The sequence below is a fragment of the Streptomyces sp. NPDC001450 genome, assembly GCF_053597295.1.
The window spans coordinates 134,355-153,684 of sequence record NZ_JBSFHY010000004.1; the positions used below are offsets into that span (position 1 = coordinate 134,355).

Below are 19,330 nucleotides of genomic sequence, written 5' to 3' on the forward strand. Positions count from 1 at the left end.
TGCGGTCACGCCTCTCCGGAACCCTGACCACTGCCGAAAGCCGGCTCAGCTGGAGTCGCGCTGGACGAGCGACGCGCCCAGCACCCTGCGCACCTCGGGCTCAGCGCCGGGGTCGCGCACCGCGCGGTCGACCAGTTCCGCGAGCTCGCGGCCGGAGGGCAGCTCGATGTGGACGGTGCTGAGCCGGGGCCGCAGCAGCCGGCCGAGCATCAGGTCGTCGGCGCCGACGACAGCGATGTCTGCGGGGATGCGCACACCCTGGTCCTGCAGGGCGCACATCAGCAGCATGGCGTACTCGTCGTTGTAGGCGAACACCGCGTCAAGTCCCCACTCGGGCCAGCGAGCGGCGAGTTCGGCGGCGGCCTGTTCCGTGTACGCGAGCGGCAGCGCGGTAACGGTCGCGTCCGTGCCGCGCAGAGCCTGGTGCACACCGGCGAGCCGGGGCCGGGAGAACGACTCCAGACCCGGCTCCTCGGGGACGATCACACCGATACGGCGCCGGCCGCGGGCGTACAGATGCGCGCCGGCGCAGTGGCCGACGACGTCGTGGTCCATGAGCAGAGCATGTGCGCCGTCGACGCGTTCGGGGCCGAGGGTCACCACGGCGCGGGCGCCGGAACGCTTGAGCACCGCGACACCCTGCGGGCCGAGCCCCGCGCCCGGCACCAGGACCGCGACAGGACGCAACTCGGCCCAGGCGCGGGCGGCTTCGTCACCCTGGAGGCCGACGGTGCCGTACTGCACGACCGTGTAGTCGAGGCGGCCGAGGGCCGACTGGAGATCACCGAGGAAGCGGCTGTAGAGGGGGCCCACCGGGATCGTCGGGGCGGGCATCAGGACCATACGGCTGTGTCCGGCACGCAGACTGCGGGCGGCCGCGTGGGGCACGTACCCCAGCTCCCGCGCGGCCTCGCGGACGCGGAGACGCGTCGGCTCGCTGATCCGTACGGCGCTGGTGTTGTTGAGGACGTAGGAGACGGTCGCGCGCGAGACGCCGGCCAGCCGGGCCACATCGGCACTCGTGGGGACGGAGTGCGGTGCGGGCGCAGCGGACGGGGACGTGTTCGGTATCTGCACCATGACAGACCGCATCTTGGCAGAGGAGCGGTGGGCGGGAGCGAGCGGGGGAGGGTGGTTCGCCACTGAACGAAAGTGCCGCCGAACAGACGCGGGCCGACCTCGCGCACGAACACGTTCGCTACGAACTTGTTCGGGACGAACATGTTCGTTACCGTGGACGCATGACAGCCTCCCCCCGCTCCCGTCGCGAGCGTCCCGCCAAGCCCGCTCTCACCCGGGAGGGCATCGTCGCCGCCGCAGTGGCGATCCTGCGCGCCGAAGGACTGCGGAAGGTGACGATGCGGCGGCTGGCGCAGGAGCTCGACACCGGTCCCGCCTCGCTGTACGTCTACGTCCGCAACACCGACGAGCTGCACGCGGCCGTCCTGGACGAACTGCTCGGCACGGTCGGGCCCGCTCCGGCCGAGGGCACCTGGCGCGAGCGGCTGGAGCGCGTGCTCACCGCGTACACGCGGATGCTGCTGGAGCATCCGAGCCTCGCCCGCTCGGCGCTGACCGCCCGGCCGAGCGGCCCGCACTACCTGAACCTGATCGAGACGCTGCTCGCCCTGCTCGACGAGGGCGGGGTGCCGCGCGAGCGGGCGGCGTGGGGCGTCGACCTGCTGCTGCAGCACGCCACGGCGACCGCCGCCGAGCACGCCGGGGAGGAATCCCCGGGCGACTGGCAGGCGCTGGACAGCGCCCTGCGCGGGGCGTCCGAGGACACCCACCCGCACATCGCCTCGACCGGTGGCGCGCTGCTGTCAGGCACCCCCGAGGCCCGGCTGTCCTGGGCCTTCCAGGCACTGATCAACGGCATCGAGCGCACCGCCGTCCCCGACTGACCCCCTCACCTCCCAGGAGGCCACCATGACCACCCCTGCCCTCACCCACCACCCCATCGCCGTAGTCGGCGCCGGACTCGGCGGGCTCGCGCTCGCCCGGGTGCTGCGCGTGCACGGCATCGAGGCGGCCGTGTTCGACCTGGACGCCTCGCCGGCCGCGCGGACGCAGGGCGGCATGCTCGACATCCACGACGACTCCGGCCAGGAGGCGCTGCGCGCGGCCCGGCTGCACGAGGAGTTCCTGGCCCGCGTCCACGTCGGCGGCGAGGCCACGCGGGTGCTCGACCAGGACGGGACCGTCCGCCTGGAGGAGCCCGACGACGGCACCGGCGGGCGCCCCGAGATCGACCGCGGCGACCTGCGCGACCTGTTGCTGGACTCCCTGCCGGAGGGGACGGTCCGCTGGGGCGTGAAGGTGACCGGCGCGCGCCCGCTCGGCGCCGGCCGGCACGAGGTGACGCTCGCGGACGGCAGCGCCTTCACCACGGACCTGCTGGTCGGCGCGGACGGCGCCTGGTCCCGCGTCCGTACGCTGCTCTCCTGCGCACAGCCCGCCTACACCGGCGTGTCGTTCGTCGAGGCGGACCTGCTGGAGGCCGGGGTGCGCCACCCCGAGAGCGCCCGGGTGGTCGGCGGCGGCATGCTGTTCGCGCTCGGCGCGGGCCGGGGCTTCCTCGCGCACCGCGAGTCCGACGGCAGCCTGCACGTCTACGCCGCCGTCCAGGCGCCTGCGGACTGGCTGGACGGCATCGACTTCACCGACACCGAAGCGGCCAAGGCGGCCGTGCTCAAGGAGTTCGACGGCTGGGACGAGAGTCTGAAGGCACTGGTCGCGGACGCGGACGGCGCGCTGGTGCCGCGGCGGATCCACGCCCTGCCGGCCGGTCACCGCTGGGACCGGATCCCCGGGGTCACCCTGCTCGGCGACGCCGCGCACCTGATGTCGCCGTTCGCGGGCGAGGGCGCCAACCTCGCGCTGCTCGACGGCGCCGAACTGGGACTCGCGCTCGCCGCGCACCCCGGGGACACCGAGGCCGCGCTGGCCGCCTACGAGGACAGGATGTTCCCGCGCGCCGAGTTCTCCGCGTCGCAGTCCGCGCGCAGCGCCGCGATGCTGTTCCGCGCCGACGCGCCGCAGGGGCTGCTCGACATGTTCACCGCCGACCACGGCTGACCGCGCCTCAGCCGGAGCGCTCCGTGCACGTCACCCGGGCCACGAGGTCGCACCAGCCGGACTCCAGTCGCCGCATCGGCATCCCGCGCTGCCGGGTCAGGTGATGGACCAGCGCGGGGTCGAGGTACGCCATCAGCGTCTGGGAGAGGAGTTCGCAGTCGGCGGTGGGCACGATCTGCCGCAGCAGCATCGCGACGTGGGTGCGCAGGGCCTGGAACGAGGGGTGGGAGAACCGGCGGGCCGGCTCCGGCTGGGCGGCCAGCTGCAGTTCCAGCTGCTCGGCCGACCGGTAGAGCACGGCCAGGCCGAAGGCCCGCAGTCGCTCCAGGGGCGGCGCCCCGGGACCCAGCGGCGGCGGCCCGCCGAGGAAGTCGGCCTGCAGCTGCCGTGCCGAGTGGTCGAGCAGCGCCATCAGCAGCCCGTTGCGGTCACCGAAGCGGCGGAAGACCGTGCCCTTGCCCACCTGGGCCGCGGCGGCCACCGCCTCCATCGTCACTGCGGCCACTCCGTGCTCCGCGATCAGCCGGGCGGCGGCCTCCAGCAGGCGGGCCCGGTTGCGGGCCGCGTCGGCACGCAGGCACGGCTCGTCCGGAGCCGACTCGACCTCCAGCAGCTGAGGGGTTTCGAGGGGCTCCTGAGGCTTCGGGAAGGGCGGCAGGGCGCTGGACATGAAGCCAGCGTAAAGCATCGGGAATGAAACTGGACCGCGGTCCGGTTAGCCTGGTACAAACTTAAGCGGACCCCGGTCCGGATCGTAAGAGCGATGTTTCAGCCCCCTTGGAGTACCGCCATGTCTGTTCGTATCCTCGCGCTCGTCGGCAGCCTTCGCGCCGGTTCGCACAACCGCCAGCTCGCCGAGGCAGCCGTCAAGCTCGCTCCGGAGGGTGCCGAGGTCGACCTGTTCGAGGGCCTGGCCGAGATCCCCTTCTACAACGAGGACATCGACGTCGAGGGCAGCGTCCCGGCCACCGCCGCCAAGCTGCGTGAGGCCGCCCGGGCCGCCGACGCCTTCCTGCTCTTCTCCCCCGAGTACAACGGCACGATCCCGGCCGTCCTGAAGAACGCCATCGACTGGCTGTCCCGCCCCTACGGCGCCGGCGCCTTCGGCGGCAAGCCCGTCGCCGTCATCGGCACCGCCTTCGGCCAGTACGGCGGCGTGTGGGCGCAGGACGAGGCCCGCAAGGCCGTGGGCATCGCCGGCGGCAAGGTGATCGAGGACATCAAGCTGTCCATCCCGGGCTCCGTGACCCGCTTCGCCGAGACCCACCCGGCCGACGACGCCGAGGTCGCCGCCCAGCTGACCGAGGTCGTCGCCCGCCTGCACGGCAACGTGGGCGCGGCTGCCTGACTCGTGGGCACCAGCGAGGGGCCGGAGCCATGCTCCGGCCCCTTTCGCGCGTCACCGAGGTCACGCCGACGCCAGCCGCTCCCCCAGCGGGCTGCGGCGGTACAGCACCCGGCGGCCGTCCCGGGCGCGGGTGACCAGGCCCGTGGCGTGCAGCACCCGCAGGTGCTGGGAGACGGCGCTGGGTGTCACGCCCAGGCGGCGGGCGAGTTCCACGGTCGGCAGGGGTTCGGCGAGCAGGCGCAGGAGGGTGGTCCTGGGTGCGCCGAGCAGCGAGCCGAGCGCCGAGGCGTCGGGGTCGGGCTCCGGCTCCCACAGGGTGGCGGCGCCCCGGCCCGGATAGTCCACCATCGGGGGTTCCTCGGCACTGATCGGCGGTGCCGGCTTGTGCGCGAACAGGGACGGGACCAGCCGCAGACCGCGCCCCGATCCGTCCACCTGGTGGTGGCCGATCATCTGGTCGATGGTCAGGACGCCGTCCCGCCAGCGCAGGTTCGGATGCAGTTCGGCGAAGAGCAGCCGCGCACCGCCCGTGGCCAGCTGCCGGGCGCGGTGCGTGATGTCGGCCTCCAGCACGAGCCGGATCCGCGGCCAGTGCGGCAGCAGGGCCGACTCCCAGTAGCGCCGCAGCAACGAGCAGATCCCCTCGACCAGTTCGAGGACGTCCGGGTCGCCGGGGGCCGCGGCCTGGCGCAGGGCGTCCGGGAGGGGCCTCGGTACGTGGGCGGCGTACAGGTCGCGTCGTACGACCTCCACGGGTGTGGCCCGTACGACGGTCAGCTCGTCCTCGATCGTGGGCGCGAACGCCGTGGGCCTCGGTGTCAGGAAGTCGGGCAGCGTCAGGGTGTCGCCCACCAGGGCGGAGAGCAGCCGCAGGTCGGCCGGGTCGAGCATGCGCAGGACGGACGCGCGCCACCGGGCGTGCAGCGGGTAGAGGGCGGGGGCGCGCAGCGCACGCAGGCTGCCCATGACCTCGGACAGCGGGGAGATCGCGAACCGGGTGTCGGCGAGGTCGTCGACACCGAGCAGGAAGCTGATCATGTAGTCCCGGCCTAAATCCTTTGGCAACGGCCCGTGCGTGCCGTGGACTTCGGCACATGTCGGATCACAGCGCAGCGCAGCGTACCGCGCCCGTTCCCCGCTCCTCCCGGCTGATTCCGCTGCTGGCCATGGCCTGCGCGGTCGGGGTCGGCAACGTGTACTTCCCGCAGGCGGTCGTCCCGCTCACCGCGGCGGGCCTCGGCGTCTCCCCCGACGCGGCGGCCGGCGTGGTCACCGCGACCCAGTTCGGCTACGCGGCGGGCATCTTCCTGCTCGTCCCGCTCGGCGACCGGCTTGCGCCCCGCCCGCTGCTGGTCACCCTGCTCACGCTGACCGGCCTGGGTCTGTGCGCCGCGGCCGGGGCGCCCGCGCTGTCGCCGCTGCTCGCGGCGAGCGTGCTGGTCGGGGCGACGACGGTGATCGCCCCGCTCGCCGGGGCGCTGGCGGCCGGCCTGGTGCCCGAGGAGCGCCGGGGCGTGGTCGGCGGCACGCTGCTGAGCGGTTCCATCGCGGGCATGCTGCTCTCCCGCACGGCGGGCGGCGCCCTGGGCGAGCGGCTGGGCTGGCGGGCGCCGTACGTCCTCGCGGCCCTGCTCACCCTCGCGGCCGCCCTCCTCCTGGCCCGCGCGCTCCCCGACTCGGCCCCGCCCTCCCGGCAGCGGTACCCCCGGCTGCTGACCGAGCCGCTGCGCCTGCTGCGCACGGAACCGGCCCTGCGCCGCTCCTGCCTCTACCAGGCGACGGTGTTCGCCGGCTTCTCCGCCGCGTGGACGGGCGTCGCCCTGCTGCTCACGGGCCCGGTGTACGGCCTGGGCGCGGACGCGGTCGGGCTGCTGGCGCTGGTCAACGCCGCGACCATGGTCGTCACGCCGTTCGCGGGACGCCTGGTGGACCGGCGGGGGCCGGACGGGGTGAACCTGGTGTGCTTCCTGCTGGTCGCCGGCTCGGCGGGAGTGCTGGCCCTGGGCTCGCTCGGCGGCACATCCGGTCTGGCCGCCCTGGTGGCGGGCACGCTCCTGCTGGACGTCGGCATGCAGTCGGGCATGGTCGCCAACCAGGTCCGGATCTACACCCTCCGCTCCGAGGTCCGCAGCCGCCTCAACACCGCGTACATGACGTGCGCCTACCTGGGTGGCAGCCTGGGGTCGTGGCTGGCCACGCGGGCCTACGGGCGGTTCGGCTGGGCCGGGGTCTGCGCCCTGGTCGCCCTGCTCACCGCGCTGGGGCTGCTGCGGCACCTGGGCCTGTTCCGGGCCCCCGCCGTCCGGCGGACAGGTTCCGCCGTCCGTCGGCCTCCGGGCTCCTCGGGATACGCGGATCATGGCCGCAGGAGCCATCGCCGGTCGGACGAGTCGCGCGACGGGTGGCCCGAGCCGCATGAGTCAGGTGAGGAGAAGCCATGCCCCAGGTCCCGCCCCCGCCCCCGTTCGACCCGGAACTCGCCGCCGCGCTGGAGCTGATCAAGGACCAGATCTCGCCCGGCCTCACCATGGAGGAGATCGCCGCCGTCCGGCAGGGCGCGGGCATCGAGCTGCCGGGACAACTCGACCTCACGATGGGCGGCGCCTTCGGGACGGAGGACCGCACGGTGCCGGGCCCGCAGGGGGCGCCGGAGATCTCCCTGCTCGTCTGCCGCCCCACGTCCGCCGACCCGGCCACCGCGCTGCCGGTGATCTACCACGTGCACGGCGGCGGCATGGTCCTCGGCGACAACCGGGCCGGCGTGGACGGCCCGCTGACCTGGGCGCGCGAGCTGGGCGCGGTCGTCGTGTCGGTCGAGTACCGCCTCGCGCCCGAACATCCGCACCCGGCGCCGATCGACGACGTCCACGCGGGCCTGCTGTGGACGGCCGCGCACGCCGGGGAGATCGGCGGCGACCCGGACCGGATCGTCATCGCGGGCGCCAGCGCCGGCGGCGGCCTGACCGCAGCGCTCGCCCTCCTCCTGCGCGACCGCCGGGGCCCGGCGGTCCTCGGCCAACTGCTGATGTGCCCGATGCTCGACGACCGCAACGAAACGGTCTCCAGCCACCAGATGGCGGGCCTCGGCGCCTGGGACCGCACCGCCAACGAGACCGCCTGGACGGCGCTGCTGGGTGAGCGCCGGGGCCGCCCCGACGTCCCGCCCCACGCCGCCCCCGCACGCGCGACCGACCTGTCCGGCCTGCCGCCGGCCTTCCTCGACGTCGGCTCCGCGGAGACCTTCCGGGACGAGGTCGTCGACTACGCCTCCCGCATCTGGCAGTCCGGCGGCACGGCCGAACTCCACGTCTGGCCGGGCGGCTTCCACGGCTTCGACGGCTTCGTCCCGCAGGCGGCCCTGTCCCAGGCGGCCCGGACGGCCCGACTGGACTGGCTGCGGCGGCTGCTGACCGACTGAGGGTCAGCCACCGCTCTCCGAGGCCTTCTTGATCGCCTCCCGGATGCGGGCGTACGTGCCGCAGCGGCAGATGTTCTCGATGGCGTCGATGTCGGCGTCCGTGGGGTGCGAGGTCCGCTTCAGCAGGGCGGTGGCGGCCATGATCTGGCCCGGCTGGCAGAAGCCGCACTGGGCCACGTCGCAGTCCAGCCAGGCCTGTTGGACCGGGTGCAGGGTGTCGCCGTCGGCCAGGCCCTCGATGGTGGTCACGGTGCGGTTCGCGCAGTCGGAGACCGGGACCACGCAGGGCTGGATCTCGGCGCCGTCGAGGTGGCTGGTGCAGGCACGGCAGACGCCCACTCCGCAGCCGTACTTGGGGCCGGTGACGCCGAGCAGGTCGCGCAGGACCCACAGCAGGGGCATGTCGGCGGGGGCCTGAACGGTCACCTGTCTGCCGTTGAGGGTGAAGGAGTACGAACGCATGGGTGCCTCGGAAGGTGAGTCGGCGGTCAGAAGGTGAGCGGGAAGCTGCGCGGTGCGGTGCCGGTCGCGCGGGCGTAGGCGTTGGCGACCGCGCCGGACGCCGCGGGGACGCCGAGTTCGCCGGCGCCGCCCGGCTCCCCGGTCGAGGGCAGGATGTGCGCCTCGAAGACGAGCGGGGCGTGGCGCTGGCGGGCGTAGCGGAAGTCGGCGAAACTGCCTTCGCGTACGGCGCCCCGGTCGATGTGCAGGCCCGCCTGCAGGACCACGGAGATGCCGTCGATCGCGGTACCCATCAACTGGGCTTCCAGGCCACGAGGGTTGACCGCGGTGCCCACGTCGGCCGCCATCACCACCTTGGTCACCCGGGGGTTCTTCGGGTCGGTCGCGTCGATCTCGGCGAGGCAGGCCACGCAGGAGCCGTACTCCTCGTGCACGGCGATGCCCTGGGCGCGTCCGGCCGGCATGGAACGGCCCCAGTGGCCCGCGGCCGCCGCCTTGTCGAGGACGGCCCGGACGGCCTTGTTCCGCAAGGTGGTCCGGCGGAAGGCCACCGGGTCCTTCCCGAGCTTGCGGGCGATCTCGTCGACGACGATCTCCTCGGCGGTCCGCACGGTCCCGGAGTCCACCGACCGCCAGGCGCCGAGCGGCACGGCCAGCTCGATGCCGCCCGAATCACCGGACACGCGCCCGAAGTTGTACAGGCCCGACCGGCTGGGCAGCGGGCCGGACGCGGCCCGCACACCCCCCTGCGCGGACAGCCCGGCGCCGTCGTACGACTCCGACACCGAGGCCATCACCTGCTCGAAGGCCACCACCCGGCCCCCGGCCACACTGGCCCGGATCCGATGGTGGCTCGCGGGGCGCATACGGCCGTGCCGGATGTCGTCGCCGCGGCTCCACATCAGCTTCACCGGGCGGCGGGCCGCCTTGGAGACCAGCGCCGCCTCGATCGCCGCGTCGTAGTTCAGCCGACGGCCGAACGAGCCTCCGGCGCGCACCACATGGACCTTGACCTTCGACGGGCGCAGGCCGACGGCCTGGGCTATCGCGTCCCGCGCGTCCATCGGGGTCTGGGAGGAGAACCACAGCTCCGCGCGGTCGGCGCGGACGTCCGCCACCGCCGTGAGCACCTCCATCGGGGCGTGCCCGACGAAGGCGAACGCGAACTCGGCCTCCACGGGGGTCGATCCGTGCGGCGGGGTGCCGAGCCGGGGCACGGCGGCCTTGAGCCGGGAGCGTATCTGCGCGTCCGACAGGGCGTGCAGCGGGCCGGGCGCCCAGGTGAGGCGGAGGGCGTCCCGGGCGCGGAAGGCGTGGTGGAAGGTGTCCGCGACGACGGCGACACCGCCGGGCAGCCGGACGACCGCGTGGACGCCCGGCAGGGCGCGGGCGGCCCGGTCGTCGACCGAGACGAGCTTGCCCCGGATCGTCGGCGGCCGGGCCACCACCGTGGGCTTCGCCCCGGCCACCGCCACGTCCCCGGCGTACTTCGCCCGGCCGGTGACGATGTCCCGCGCGTCGATCCTGGTCGTCGGCCGGCCGATCACCCGGTGCCGGGACGCCGGCTTGGGCGTGCTCGGGACGGCGGGCCGGTGGACACGGGCCGCGCTCGCGGTCAGCGAGCCGAAGGTGGCCGTGCGCCCGTCCGGGGCGACGACCATGGTGTCGCGGGTGCGCAGGGTCCGGGCGGGCAGGTGCCAGCGGCGCGCGGCGGCGGTCACCAGCTTGGCCCGGGCGGTGGCGGCGAGCTGCCGGGCCGGGCCGTACAGCGAACTCACCGAACTGGAACCGCCGGTGTACTGGTTGCCCTTGGTGCGGGCGTCGGCCAGCGGGATGCGCACATCGGCGAGGCGGGCGTCCAGCTCCTCGGCGATCATCATGGCGACAGCGGTGGTGATGCCCTGGCCGACCTCGGCCCGGGGCAGCCGCACGACGACGTGATTGGCCTCCGTGACCTCCAGGACCAGCATCTCCTCGTCGGTACCGGTCACCAGGACGTGGGAGCCGGCGTCGGCCCGGTCGGGCTCGGCGCCTTCCGCGCGCGAGGGGGTGCAGGCGAGCGGGGCGGCGACCGTCAAGGTGGCCGCGGCCACCGTGTACACCATGAATCCACGGCGGGACGGGCCTGCGGAGGGCAGGGGCTCGGTGCGGTCCAAACGAGGGCTCCTGTCGGCGCGTGGGGCGGTCGGGACACGGCACGCAGGGCGGCACCTGTCCTGGGGTCGGCTCACTCGACAGGTAGGAGGGCCCTGACCGCGCACCGGTTGCCTGACGGATCCCGATCCGGTCCGTCAACCCGCAGATGACCGAAGAGGCACACCTCAGGCCCGGCTGAGGGCGTGCACCTTCCGGAGGCCCCCGCACGGGCCGCGGCCTCCTCCTTCGTCGCGCACCGGGTGCCGGCGTCGGCCGCCCCATGCGTGCCGTCCGCGCCGCCGTGGTCGCCGGGTTCAACAACGCTCCGATCCGGCCGACGCGCCGGGACCGAACCGGTGCCGGCCCCGCGCGACGTCCTCACCCCGAAGCGACGGCCCCGGTAGCCGGCGCGCTCACCCGGGCGGCCTCCCGCACACCGCCGGCGATCACCGCGCACGTGAACAGGATCGCAGGGGCACTCCACTCCCAGGAGGCGAGCCCGATCACCGGCAGGACGAAGATCGAATGGACGGCGGAGACGGCGAACGCGCCCCGAGCCCAGCCCCCGCCGGTCATCGGCCGACGTACGGTCGCCCAGTGGCGCCACCACAGTCCGGCGGCCACCGCCGCGATGCCGGCCATCACGGCAGCGCCCAGCCGGGCCAGATCGGCATCGGTCACGCCGCCGGGTTCCGGTGCGCTCGAGCCGGTCGTGTGCACGCTCAGTGCGACCGCAGTCCATCCGAGGGCCGCCGCACTCAGCAAGGAAGCCAGAGCCGCCGCGCGCCCGAGGCTCCAATTCGTTTCAGAATGCATGGAGTTCGGTTTCATGACTCATCCTAGCCAGCGCTCGTCCGTGCGTTCGGGGGCGCGGCGGCCAGTGCCTGCCGAGCAGGCCGGGTGTCTCGCCCAGGAGGACCGCGGCGGCGGGCAGGGCGGCCACAGCGCGCAGCAGGGTGCGGCGGGACGGGGTGGGGGCCGTACTCACGGGCGGCTCTCCTGAACTCGTGCGTACGATATTTCGACAACGGTTCGATAAATCTCCCAGAAACTAAGATGCGGGCAGGTTCACGTCAATGCTTTGAACTTGACTCGATGCCACCTGTGCGAAACCTGTACGGCACCGGCCGCTCTGCGGTTACCGTTCAGTAGACATCGTGTCAGGAGGCTCCCGGAGGTGCTCCCGCAATGACGCCCGACCGTGCCGCAGGCCTTGCGGAGTCCGCCCGTGCGCTCGCCGAAGGGGTGGTGAGCTCCCGCGCCCTGGTGGAGCGGGCGCTGGCCCGGATCGAGGCCACCCAGCCGACCCTGAACGCCTTCCGGATCGTACGCACCGAGGTCGCGCTCGCCGAAGCGGACGCCGCCGACCGGGAGTTGGCCGCCGGAGCGCGGCGCCCGCTGCTCGGGGTGCCGGTCGCGGTGAAGGACGACATGGACGTGGCCGGCGAGCCGACCGCGTTCGGCTGCCCCGGCGACTTTCCGCCGGTCGCCCGGGACGGGGAGGCGGTACGCCGGCTGCGGGCGGCCGGAGCGGTGATCGTCGGCAAGACGAACACCTGCGAGCTGGGGCAGTGGCCGTTCACGGAGGGCCCGGCGTTCGGGGAGACCCGCAATCCCTGGCACACCGGCCACACACCCGGCGGTTCGTCGGGCGGCTCTGCCGCGGCGGTCGCCGCCGGGCTGGTCCCGGCCGCGCTCGGCTCGGACGGCGCCGGATCGGTGCGGATCCCGGCCTCCTGGACCCATCTGATCGGCATCAAGCCGCAGCGCGGCCGCATCTCGACCTGGCCGCGCGGCGAGGCCTTCCACGGCATCACCGTCAACGGCACCCTGGCCCGAACGGTCGCCGACGCGGCCCTGCTGCTGGACGCGGCGAGCGGCAACCACGACCGGGACCCGCACCGGCCGCCCGCGCTCACGGTGTCGGACGCGGTCGGCCGCGACCCCGGCCGGCTGCGCATCGCCCTGTCGCTGAAGCCGCCATTCACGGCGGTACCCGCGCGGCTGCGCCCGGAGGTCCGGGCTCGGATCCTCGAACTCGCCGAGAAACTCAGCACGTTGGGGCACACCGTCGAGGAGGCCGACCCGCCCTACGGCCAGATCGGGCTGACCTTCGTGCCCCGCGCCACCGCCGGCATCGCCGACCACGTCCGCGAGACCCCCGACCCCGCCCTGCTCGACCCGCGCACCCGGGACGCGGCCCGGCTCGGCCGGCTGCTCGGCGGGGCCCCGCTGCGGGCGGCCCGGCGCGCCGAGGCGGTCCTGCACCGGCGGATCGGCGCGTTCTTCGGGTCGTACGACGTCGTCCTGGCCCCGACGACGGCCGCTCCCCCGCCCGCGATCGGCGCCCTGTACCGGCTCGGCGGGCTCGCCACGGACCGCGCGATGATCGCAGCCTGCCCGTATGCCTGGCCCTGGAACGTCCTCGGCTGGCCCGGCGTGAACGTACCCGCCGGGTTCGTCGGTGCCCTGCCGGTGGGCGCCCAACTGCTCGGTCCGGCCAACAGCGAACCCCTGCTGGTCTCCCTGGCCGCCCAGTTGGAGGCGGAGCTGCGCTGGCACGAGCGATGGCCGCCGCAGAAGGCGGACGCCGACGGCACGGCGGCATGAACGCCCTCCGCCCGTACCCTGTGACCATGGACGATGCGTCGATGGTCGGGCTCGTGGGACGGGTGACGGGGACGATCGGGCCGGGGCTGGTCGGCGAGGTGATCGTCCGGGTGCGCGGCGGTGCGGAGCACTTCCTCGCCTACGCGGCCGACGGCACCGGCCGGATCGAGCGCGGCACGGTGGTGATGGTGGTGGAGTACCTGCCGCCGAGGACGGTCTACGTCACTGCCGCATACGACAGTTGAGCGGACTCCGCCCCAGGTGAGGGGCGTGTGCGTCAAGATTGCAACAAGGATCCGCCAGCGTCTTCTCGGTGTGTCCCCGCAGGCGCACACTCCCTTCGTTCGGTGCCGAAAGGGCACCATGCAAAGGGGGCGAATGCCGATGGTTGTCGGCGTCGTTGCGGGGACGGTCGTCGTTGCCGTCCTCGTTCTGATCGGTCTGTTCAAGATGATGTGGCGGGTCGCCGAACCGAACGAGGCGCTCATCATCTCCGGGTCCAAGCACCGCACCGAGGGCCTCGAGGAGGGCATGGGCTTCCGCATCGTCACCGGGCGCGGCACGCTGGTGCTGCCCGGGGTGCAGGCGGTGCGCAAACTCTCTCTGGACCTGAACGAGACCGAGCTGCACGTGGACTGCGTGACGCACCAGGGCATTCCGCTGAAGGTGCGGGGGGTGGTCATCTTCAAGGTGGGCGACGACTTCGTGTCGATCGCCAACGCGGCCCGCCGTTTCCTGGACCAGCAGCGGATGATGTCGGAGCGGGTGCACAACGTCTTCGCCGGTCATCTCCGGTCCATCGTGGGCGGGTTGACGGTCGAGGACATGATCCGCGACCGGGAGAAGCTGACCGGACAGACCCGGGCGGCCTGCGGTACGGAGATGGAGAAGCTCGGTCTGATCGTCGACTCGCTGCAGATCCACGAGATCGAGGACCCGACGGGGTACATCCAGAACCTGGCCGCCCCGCACGCCGCCGCCGTCCAGCGGGACGCGCGCATCGCGCAGGCGGAGTCGAATCGTCTCGCCACCGAGGCCGAGCAGCAGTCGTTCGCCCGGATGGCGGAGGCCACCCGGGACAGCGAGATCCTGCAGGCGGGCTACCAGGCCGAGCGGGACAAGGCGGCGGCGCGCGCCCGTCAGGCCGGTCCGCTCGCCGACGCGGGCGCCCGGCAGGAGGTCGTGGTCCAGGAGACGCGGGTCGCCGAGCTGGAGGCGCACCGGCGGGAACAGCAGCTCCAGGCGGACGTCCGCAAGCCGGCCGACGCCAAGGCCTACGAGAAGCGCACGCTGGCCGAGGCCGAGCGTGACGCGCGGATCTCGGCGGCCCAGGCCAAGGCGAAGGAGACGGAACTGGCGGCCGCGGCCGAGGCGACCCGGGTCAAGACGGCCGCGGGCGCCGAGGCGGAGGCCACCCAGACCCGGGGTGCGGCCACGGCCGCGGCGACCCGGGCCACCGGCGAGGCGGAGGCCGCGGCCGCGCAGGCCAGGGGTCTGGCCGACGCCGAGGCGACCCGGGCCAAGGGTCTCGCGGAGGCGGAGGCCATCAAGGCCCGGGCCGCCGCCCTCGCCGAGAACCAGGAGGCGGTCGTCGCCCAGCAACTCGCCCAGAACTGGCCGGAGATCGTCCAGGCCGGCGCGTCCGCCTTCGGCAACGTGGACAACATGGTGCTGCTCAACGGCGCCGACGGCATGGCCGAGTTGTTCGCCAAGGCACTCACCATGGGCGGCACGGGCCTCGGGCTCGCCCGTCAGCTCCTCTCCTCGATGAACCAGAACGGGCAGGCGCAGAACGGCACCGCACCGTCCCTCAACGGGCACGCGGCACCGCCGGCGCAGAAGGTGCCGGTGGAGCAGGACGAGGACTGAACACCGATCCAGCAATCCGTTCCGGGGCTCTCGGTCTCGAGGGCCCCGGCGGGCTGTCCTGGGGCACCCGTCCGCTGAAGGCGATGTCTGGGGCGATGTCCGGGGCGACGTCCGGGGCGACGTCTGGGGCAACCCCAACCGAACCCTTACCGCCCCCTTTCCGGTTGCGGCACCGCCACCACGTACGGTTTCCGGGACGGGCGTCGGCCGGCCCCGGTGGAGGAACTTCGACCAGGTGGGGGCGTGGATGACTGCCAGTCGTCGTGCGGTGCTGGCCGGCTTGACGGGCAGTGTGCTCGCCGGCTGCGCGGGCCCGAAGAGCTCGACCAGCCTGGGTGCGCCCACGCCGCCCACACCCTCGGCGACCGCCACCCGCACCCCCGCCGCCCCCTCGGCCACGGCACCCGCCACCGCGCCCACCGTCACCCGCGCCGAGATCGTCGCCCGCTACGGACACTCCGTGCCGCACACCTGGGGGTTCGACGCGCCCGGAGTGACACACGCGCTGCCGACCACGAAACGGGCGGTCGCGCTGACCTTCGACGCCTGCGGCGGCCCGGGCGGCAGTGGCTACGACCGGGCTCTGATCGACTTCCTCCGCGGGCGGGAGATACCGGCGACCCTCTTCATCAACTCCCGCTGGATCGACGCCAACCCGGCCGCCTTCCGCCGGCTGGCCGCCGAGCCGCTGTTCGAGATCGCCAACCACGGCACCCGGCACCGCCCGCTGTCCGTCACCGGACGCTCCGCCTACGGCATCCCCGGCACCCGCGGCGCCGGCGAGGTGTACGACGAGATCGCCGGCAACCGCGCCAAGCTCACCCACCTGCTGGGTACCCCACCGCGCTTCTTCCGCTCCGGCACGGCGTACTGCGACGACGTCGCGGCACGGATCGTCGGCGACCTCGGGGAGCGCTTCATCAGCTTCTCCGTGAACGGCGACGGCGGCGCCACCTTCACTCCCGAGCAGGTCCGCACCACCGTCTCCTCCGCCCGGGCCGGTTCGATCGTCATCTGCCACATGAACCACCCCGAGAGCGGCACCGCCCGAGGCATCACCGCGGCCGTCCCCCGTCTCCAGGCGGCGGGCCATGACTTCGTCCGCCTCTCTGACGCGCTGCACTGACCGGGCGCACCGGGATGGCATGCTTCTGGCGTGAAAAACCGTCGGACAAAGGGGAGTTCAGGTGGCCGAGTCGGCTCAGACGCAGGCCCTCGTCGTTCTCGACCCCGCGGACCTGCCCGCCGCACGTGAGCTGGCGGCCGCCCACGGCGTCGAGCTGCAGGAGGTCCCGCGGCGCGGCATCGAACCCGTCACCACCGCCACTCTGGTCCTGATGGGCGCGGCGACCGCCGTCGGCGCCCTGCAACACGCCCTGGAACAGCGCAAGGGCGGCCAGGTGATCGACCTCAGACCGGGCGCGCCACGGGCGGTCTACCGCACCCCGGACGTCGTCTACGGAACGGTGGTCGTCCTCGCGGCCGACGGCTCGGTGACCGTGGAGGTCAAGGAACCGGACGGCATGTTCGGCAAGGTGATCTCCGCCCTGCCGAACCTCCTCTCCGCCGGCGGGAGCGGCACCGGGCAGATCACGGCGACCGTCTCGGCGACGTTCGGCGCCGACGTGGAGGTCCGGCCCGCGGCCGGGCGACCGACGCCGGGCGGTGAGGCATGAGCGGGGAGACGGAGCGGGGGCGGCAGCAGGAGGCACAGGACTTCCTCGCCCTGCTCAGGGCGCAGGCACAGGCCGAACAGGGCACGTCCGGCCGGCCGCCGGGAACCGGGGCCGCCGTGCGGGATCTGACGGAACGGCTCCTGCGTGACAGCTTCGACGCCGAGCAGGGAGAGGACCCTCACGTACGGGCGCTGGTGGAGCAGGAGGCCGCCCGCAACCTGCGGAACCAGGACGACGTGTTCGCCGAGATGTTCGCGGGGATGCAGGACCACATCGAGCGGACGGCCAAGGACCGGATACAGGGCGACGGCCTGGACCTCGCAGCCGTGCGCCCGCTCATCGGCCATCTGCGGACCGGGCAGCTCAACGCGGTGAGCATGCGCGTGCCCGGCCGCCACGGTGCCCACTTGGTGCTCGTCGAGGACCAGATGCCGCTCTTCGCCTCCAAACTCAGCAAGGCGGTCGCCTGGGCCTTCCCCCACGGACCGGCCGACGCCGAGGGCCGGATCGACGTCCGGTGGAACCTGCCCGCCGCGGTCGAGCGGATCGAGACCGTGCCGGAGGTCGCCGAGCGCTTCACGGACATCGTCGTGGCCTACGCCGTCACGGGCCGGGTCGGCGACGCCGGCCACCACCTGCTGCCGCCGGGCCCGTTCAACCTCGCCGGGATGCTGCGTGACTCCCTCGAGTACTTCGTCATGGGCCACGAGTACGCCCACATCATCAGCGGCCACCTGGACTCCGCGGTCCGGCGCAAGGGCGTCCTGCCGGTCGAGGAGGCCGAGGTGCTGGCGTACTCGTGGCGGCAGGAGTTCGACGCCGACCTGATCGGCATGGTCCTGTCCCTCAACGCGGGGATCGAGCACGACAACCGCGACCTGTGGGTGGGGTTCCTGGGCGTCAGTCTGTTCTTCGACGCCCTGGACGTGATGGACCGTGCCGTCGCCCTGCTCCAGACGGGCGACGAGCACGCCCGTCAACTGGGCTCCCACCCGCCGTCCGATCTGCGCAAGGAGCGCCTCCGCGCGGTCCTGCCGCAGACGGCCGATGCCGGCAGGGTGCGGGTGGCGCTCGAACTGGCCGACATCCAGGGGCAGATCATCCGCGAACTGTGGGCTCGCACCCGCCCGGCCCTGCTGGGTCTGCACCGGCGCGGGGTGCCGACGGCCCGGACCTGGCGGACCATCCCGAAGGAGACCGGCGACCCGGGGCCCGTGCCGCCCACGTCGACGTGAGAGCTCCGGCCGGTGACGGTCACGGACCGCGAGCGGAGGGCGGTTGCCCAACTCCTCGGCGTACGCCCTAGGGTGCCCCCGTGACTGCCTTTACCGACGAAGACATCCCCGGCCGCCACGGCCCCTCCGCCACCATGGAGGCCGACCCGCGCGAGGTCGGCAAGGTGCGGACCGAGTACTCCCCCGCCCATGACGGCGACCCCGACCCGGGCGAGATCGTGTGGACCTGGGTGCCGTTCGAGGAGAACGACGGCCGGGGCAAGGACCGCCCGGTGCTGGTCGTGGCCCGGGAGGCAGCGGGAACGTTCCTCGCTGTCCAACTGTCCAGCAAGCGGCATGACGGCGACCGGGAGTGGGTGGCCATAGGCAGCGGGCCGTGGGACCGGTCCGGCCGTGACTCGTGGGTGGACGTGGACCGTGTGCTGCGGCTGCACGAGGAAGGGATGCGCCGGGAGGCGTGCGCGCTCGACCGGATGCGGTTCAACCTGGTCCGCCAGCGGCTCCACGAGCGGTACGGCTGGACCTGACATCCCCTAGGGCTGCGCCAGGCGCTGCGGAAACGCCCGTACGAAGGCCTCCCGGACCGTCGCTCCCGGCGTACGGTCCAGGACGCCGAACACCACCTGTTCGAATGCCCGAGCGAATCTGCCGCCGGGCCCGAGGAGCGTGCGGAAGGTGCCCGCGACCTGCGCCGGGTCGTTCTGGAAGACACCGCACCCCCAGGCGCCCAGCACCAGCCTCCGGTAGCCGTGCGCGGCGGCGGTCTCCAGGACCCGCTCGGCCCGCCGGGCCAGGGCGGCCGGCAGTTCACCGGCACGCTCCGGTGCCGTACGCCGTACGACGCCCGCGTTGGGGGCGGCGGCGGTCAGGAAGGCCGCGAGGTACGGCTCCGGCAGCAGGCGGCCCTGGTCGTCGCGGAACACCGGCACGGCGGGGGTGTGGATCACCCGGTCCGTGTAGAACGGGTCGCGGTGGGCTCGGTGGTGGTCGTAGAACTCCCGGGCCTGGAGCAGGCAGGTGTACAGCGCGGAGGCGCGACACAGGGCCTCCTCCTGGGCCTGGGCGCCGTTCAGATAGCCGCCGCCGGGATTGCGGGCCGAGGCGAAGTTCAGGACCGCGACCGGGGCGTCGGCGAGCCGACGGGCGGCTTCCATGCTGCTCTCGCCCGTGACCTGGAAAGACGTCTCCGCATCCGCCGTCGCGGACACCGGCACCGGCCCGGGACCGTACAGCCGCGTGCCCGCCCGGGCGGCCTCGATCGCCGCCACGAGGGACACCTCCCGGCCGTCCGGCAGGCGGTACATCCCTGACGCCACGATCTGCTCGGTCTCCGTGGCGATGGCGCGCAGGCGCGCGCTCACGGCGCCACCCCCGTGGGCGCCATGACCGCGGCCCGCGCAGCCTCCCCCGTCGTGCTCATGCACGCATCCTGGGTGATGCTGGTGATGCGGTGCAACGGAGTTTCCGGGCCCCGGAACGGCCTGGAAACGCCCAAGAA

Annotated in this window: 19 protein-coding genes; 12 read left to right on the plus strand and 7 right to left on the minus strand. The window is 73.5% G+C overall.

Annotation, left to right across the window (positions count from 1 at the left end; genetic code table 11):
• Window positions 1-45 precede the first annotated feature (45 nt).
• Window positions 46-1,092, minus strand: a complete 1,047-nt coding sequence (locus ACWC5O_RS05620; protein WP_450582522.1) for a LacI family DNA-binding transcriptional regulator — start codon at window positions 1,090-1,092, stop codon at window positions 46-48.
• Window positions 1,093-1,241: 149 nt separating this feature from the next.
• On the opposite strand from ACWC5O_RS05620, the gene ACWC5O_RS05625 reads away from it, so the two are divergent.
• Together ACWC5O_RS05625 and ACWC5O_RS05630 are read left to right on the plus strand one after the other, a co-directional pair.
• The gene (locus tag ACWC5O_RS05625) at window positions 1,242-1,904 is read left to right on the plus strand and encodes a TetR/AcrR family transcriptional regulator (RefSeq protein WP_450582524.1); all 663 of its coding nucleotides are present in this window, start codon (window positions 1,242-1,244) and stop codon (window positions 1,902-1,904) included.
• Between the two features lie 25 nt (window positions 1,905-1,929).
• On the plus strand, window positions 1,930-3,078 hold the full coding sequence (locus tag ACWC5O_RS05630) for an FAD-dependent oxidoreductase (RefSeq protein ID WP_450582525.1): 1,149 nt from the start codon (window positions 1,930-1,932) through the stop codon (window positions 3,076-3,078).
• 7 nt (window positions 3,079-3,085) lie between these two features.
• Here ACWC5O_RS05630 and ACWC5O_RS05635 read toward each other — a convergent pair whose 3' ends face one another.
• The gene (locus ACWC5O_RS05635) at window positions 3,086-3,766 is read right to left on the minus strand and encodes a TetR/AcrR family transcriptional regulator (RefSeq protein ID WP_450582527.1); all 681 of its coding nucleotides are present in this window, start codon (window positions 3,764-3,766) and stop codon (window positions 3,086-3,088) included.
• A gap of 102 nt (window positions 3,767-3,868) precedes the next feature.
• On the opposite strand from ACWC5O_RS05635, the gene ACWC5O_RS05640 reads away from it, so the two are divergent.
• On the plus strand, window positions 3,869-4,426 hold the full coding sequence (locus ACWC5O_RS05640; RefSeq protein WP_450582529.1) for an NAD(P)H-dependent oxidoreductase: 558 nt from the start codon (window positions 3,869-3,871) through the stop codon (window positions 4,424-4,426).
• 60 nt (window positions 4,427-4,486) lie between these two features.
• On the opposite strand, the gene ACWC5O_RS05645 is transcribed toward ACWC5O_RS05640, so the two are convergent.
• The gene (locus ACWC5O_RS05645; RefSeq protein WP_450582531.1) at window positions 4,487-5,464 is read right to left on the minus strand and encodes a metalloregulator ArsR/SmtB family transcription factor; all 978 of its coding nucleotides are present in this window, start codon (window positions 5,462-5,464) and stop codon (window positions 4,487-4,489) included.
• Window positions 5,465-5,520: 56 nt separating this feature from the next.
• On the opposite strand from ACWC5O_RS05645, the gene ACWC5O_RS05650 reads away from it, so the two are divergent.
• Window positions 5,521-6,924, plus strand: a complete 1,404-nt coding sequence (locus ACWC5O_RS05650; RefSeq protein WP_450582533.1) for an MFS transporter — start codon at window positions 5,521-5,523, stop codon at window positions 6,922-6,924.
• A complete protein-coding gene (locus ACWC5O_RS05655; RefSeq protein ID WP_450582535.1) occupies window positions 6,864-7,844 on the plus strand; it encodes an alpha/beta hydrolase in 981 nt (326 codons plus the stop codon). Before ACWC5O_RS05650 ends, ACWC5O_RS05655 begins: the two co-directional genes overlap by 61 nt.
• 3 nt (window positions 7,845-7,847) lie before the next feature.
• On the opposite strand, the gene ACWC5O_RS05660 is transcribed toward ACWC5O_RS05655, so the two are convergent.
• From ACWC5O_RS05660 to ACWC5O_RS05670, 3 genes are all read right to left on the minus strand, one after another.
• A complete protein-coding gene (locus tag ACWC5O_RS05660; protein WP_450582537.1) occupies window positions 7,848-8,306 on the minus strand; it encodes a (2Fe-2S)-binding protein in 459 nt (152 codons plus the stop codon).
• Between the two features lie 26 nt (window positions 8,307-8,332).
• Window positions 8,333-10,411 (minus strand): molybdopterin cofactor-binding domain-containing protein, encoded by a 2,079-nt coding sequence (locus ACWC5O_RS05665; protein ID WP_450582768.1) that lies wholly within the window; start codon window positions 10,409-10,411, stop codon window positions 8,333-8,335.
• Window positions 10,412-10,820: 409 nt separating this feature from the next.
• Complete coding sequence (locus tag ACWC5O_RS05670; RefSeq protein WP_450582539.1) at window positions 10,821-11,123, minus strand: hypothetical protein; 303 nt, start codon at window positions 11,121-11,123, stop codon at window positions 10,821-10,823.
• 507 nt (window positions 11,124-11,630) lie between these two features.
• On the opposite strand from ACWC5O_RS05670, the gene ACWC5O_RS05675 reads away from it, so the two are divergent.
• From ACWC5O_RS05675 to ACWC5O_RS05705, 7 genes are all read left to right on the plus strand, one after another.
• Window positions 11,631-13,052 carry an amidase gene (locus ACWC5O_RS05675; protein ID WP_450582541.1) on the plus strand — a complete coding sequence of 474 codons (1,422 nt, stop codon included), beginning with the start codon at window positions 11,631-11,633 and terminating at the stop codon, window positions 13,050-13,052.
• A 26-nt stretch (window positions 13,053-13,078) separates the two neighbouring features.
• On the plus strand, window positions 13,079-13,297 hold the full coding sequence (locus tag ACWC5O_RS05680; RefSeq protein WP_386576775.1) for a hypothetical protein: 219 nt from the start codon (window positions 13,079-13,081) through the stop codon (window positions 13,295-13,297).
• 133 nt (window positions 13,298-13,430) lie between these two features.
• Entirely contained in the window at window positions 13,431-14,921 is a 1,491-nt protein-coding gene (locus tag ACWC5O_RS05685; protein WP_450582542.1) for an SPFH domain-containing protein, read from the plus strand.
• Between the two features lie 247 nt (window positions 14,922-15,168).
• Window positions 15,169-16,047: a polysaccharide deacetylase family protein gene (locus ACWC5O_RS05690; RefSeq protein ID WP_450582543.1), complete on the plus strand. Its 879-nt coding sequence runs from the start codon at window positions 15,169-15,171 to the stop codon at window positions 16,045-16,047.
• Window positions 16,048-16,108: 61 nt separating this feature from the next.
• Window positions 16,109-16,597: a hypothetical protein gene (locus tag ACWC5O_RS05695; RefSeq protein WP_450582545.1), complete on the plus strand. Its 489-nt coding sequence runs from the start codon at window positions 16,109-16,111 to the stop codon at window positions 16,595-16,597.
• Window positions 16,594-17,832, plus strand: a complete 1,239-nt coding sequence (locus ACWC5O_RS05700) for a hypothetical protein (RefSeq protein WP_450582547.1) — start codon at window positions 16,594-16,596, stop codon at window positions 17,830-17,832. The genes ACWC5O_RS05695 and ACWC5O_RS05700 overlap by 4 nt, the downstream gene beginning before the upstream one ends.
• Window positions 17,833-17,912: 80 nt before the next feature.
• Entirely contained in the window at window positions 17,913-18,359 is a 447-nt protein-coding gene (locus ACWC5O_RS05705; protein ID WP_450582548.1) for a type II toxin-antitoxin system PemK/MazF family toxin, read from the plus strand.
• Window positions 18,360-18,365: 6 nt separating this feature from the next.
• Here the strand turns inward: ACWC5O_RS05705 and ACWC5O_RS05710 are convergent, their stop codons facing one another.
• Complete coding sequence (locus tag ACWC5O_RS05710; RefSeq protein WP_450582550.1) at window positions 18,366-19,193, minus strand: TIGR02452 family protein; 828 nt, start codon at window positions 19,191-19,193, stop codon at window positions 18,366-18,368.
• Window positions 19,194-19,330 lie beyond the last annotated feature (137 nt).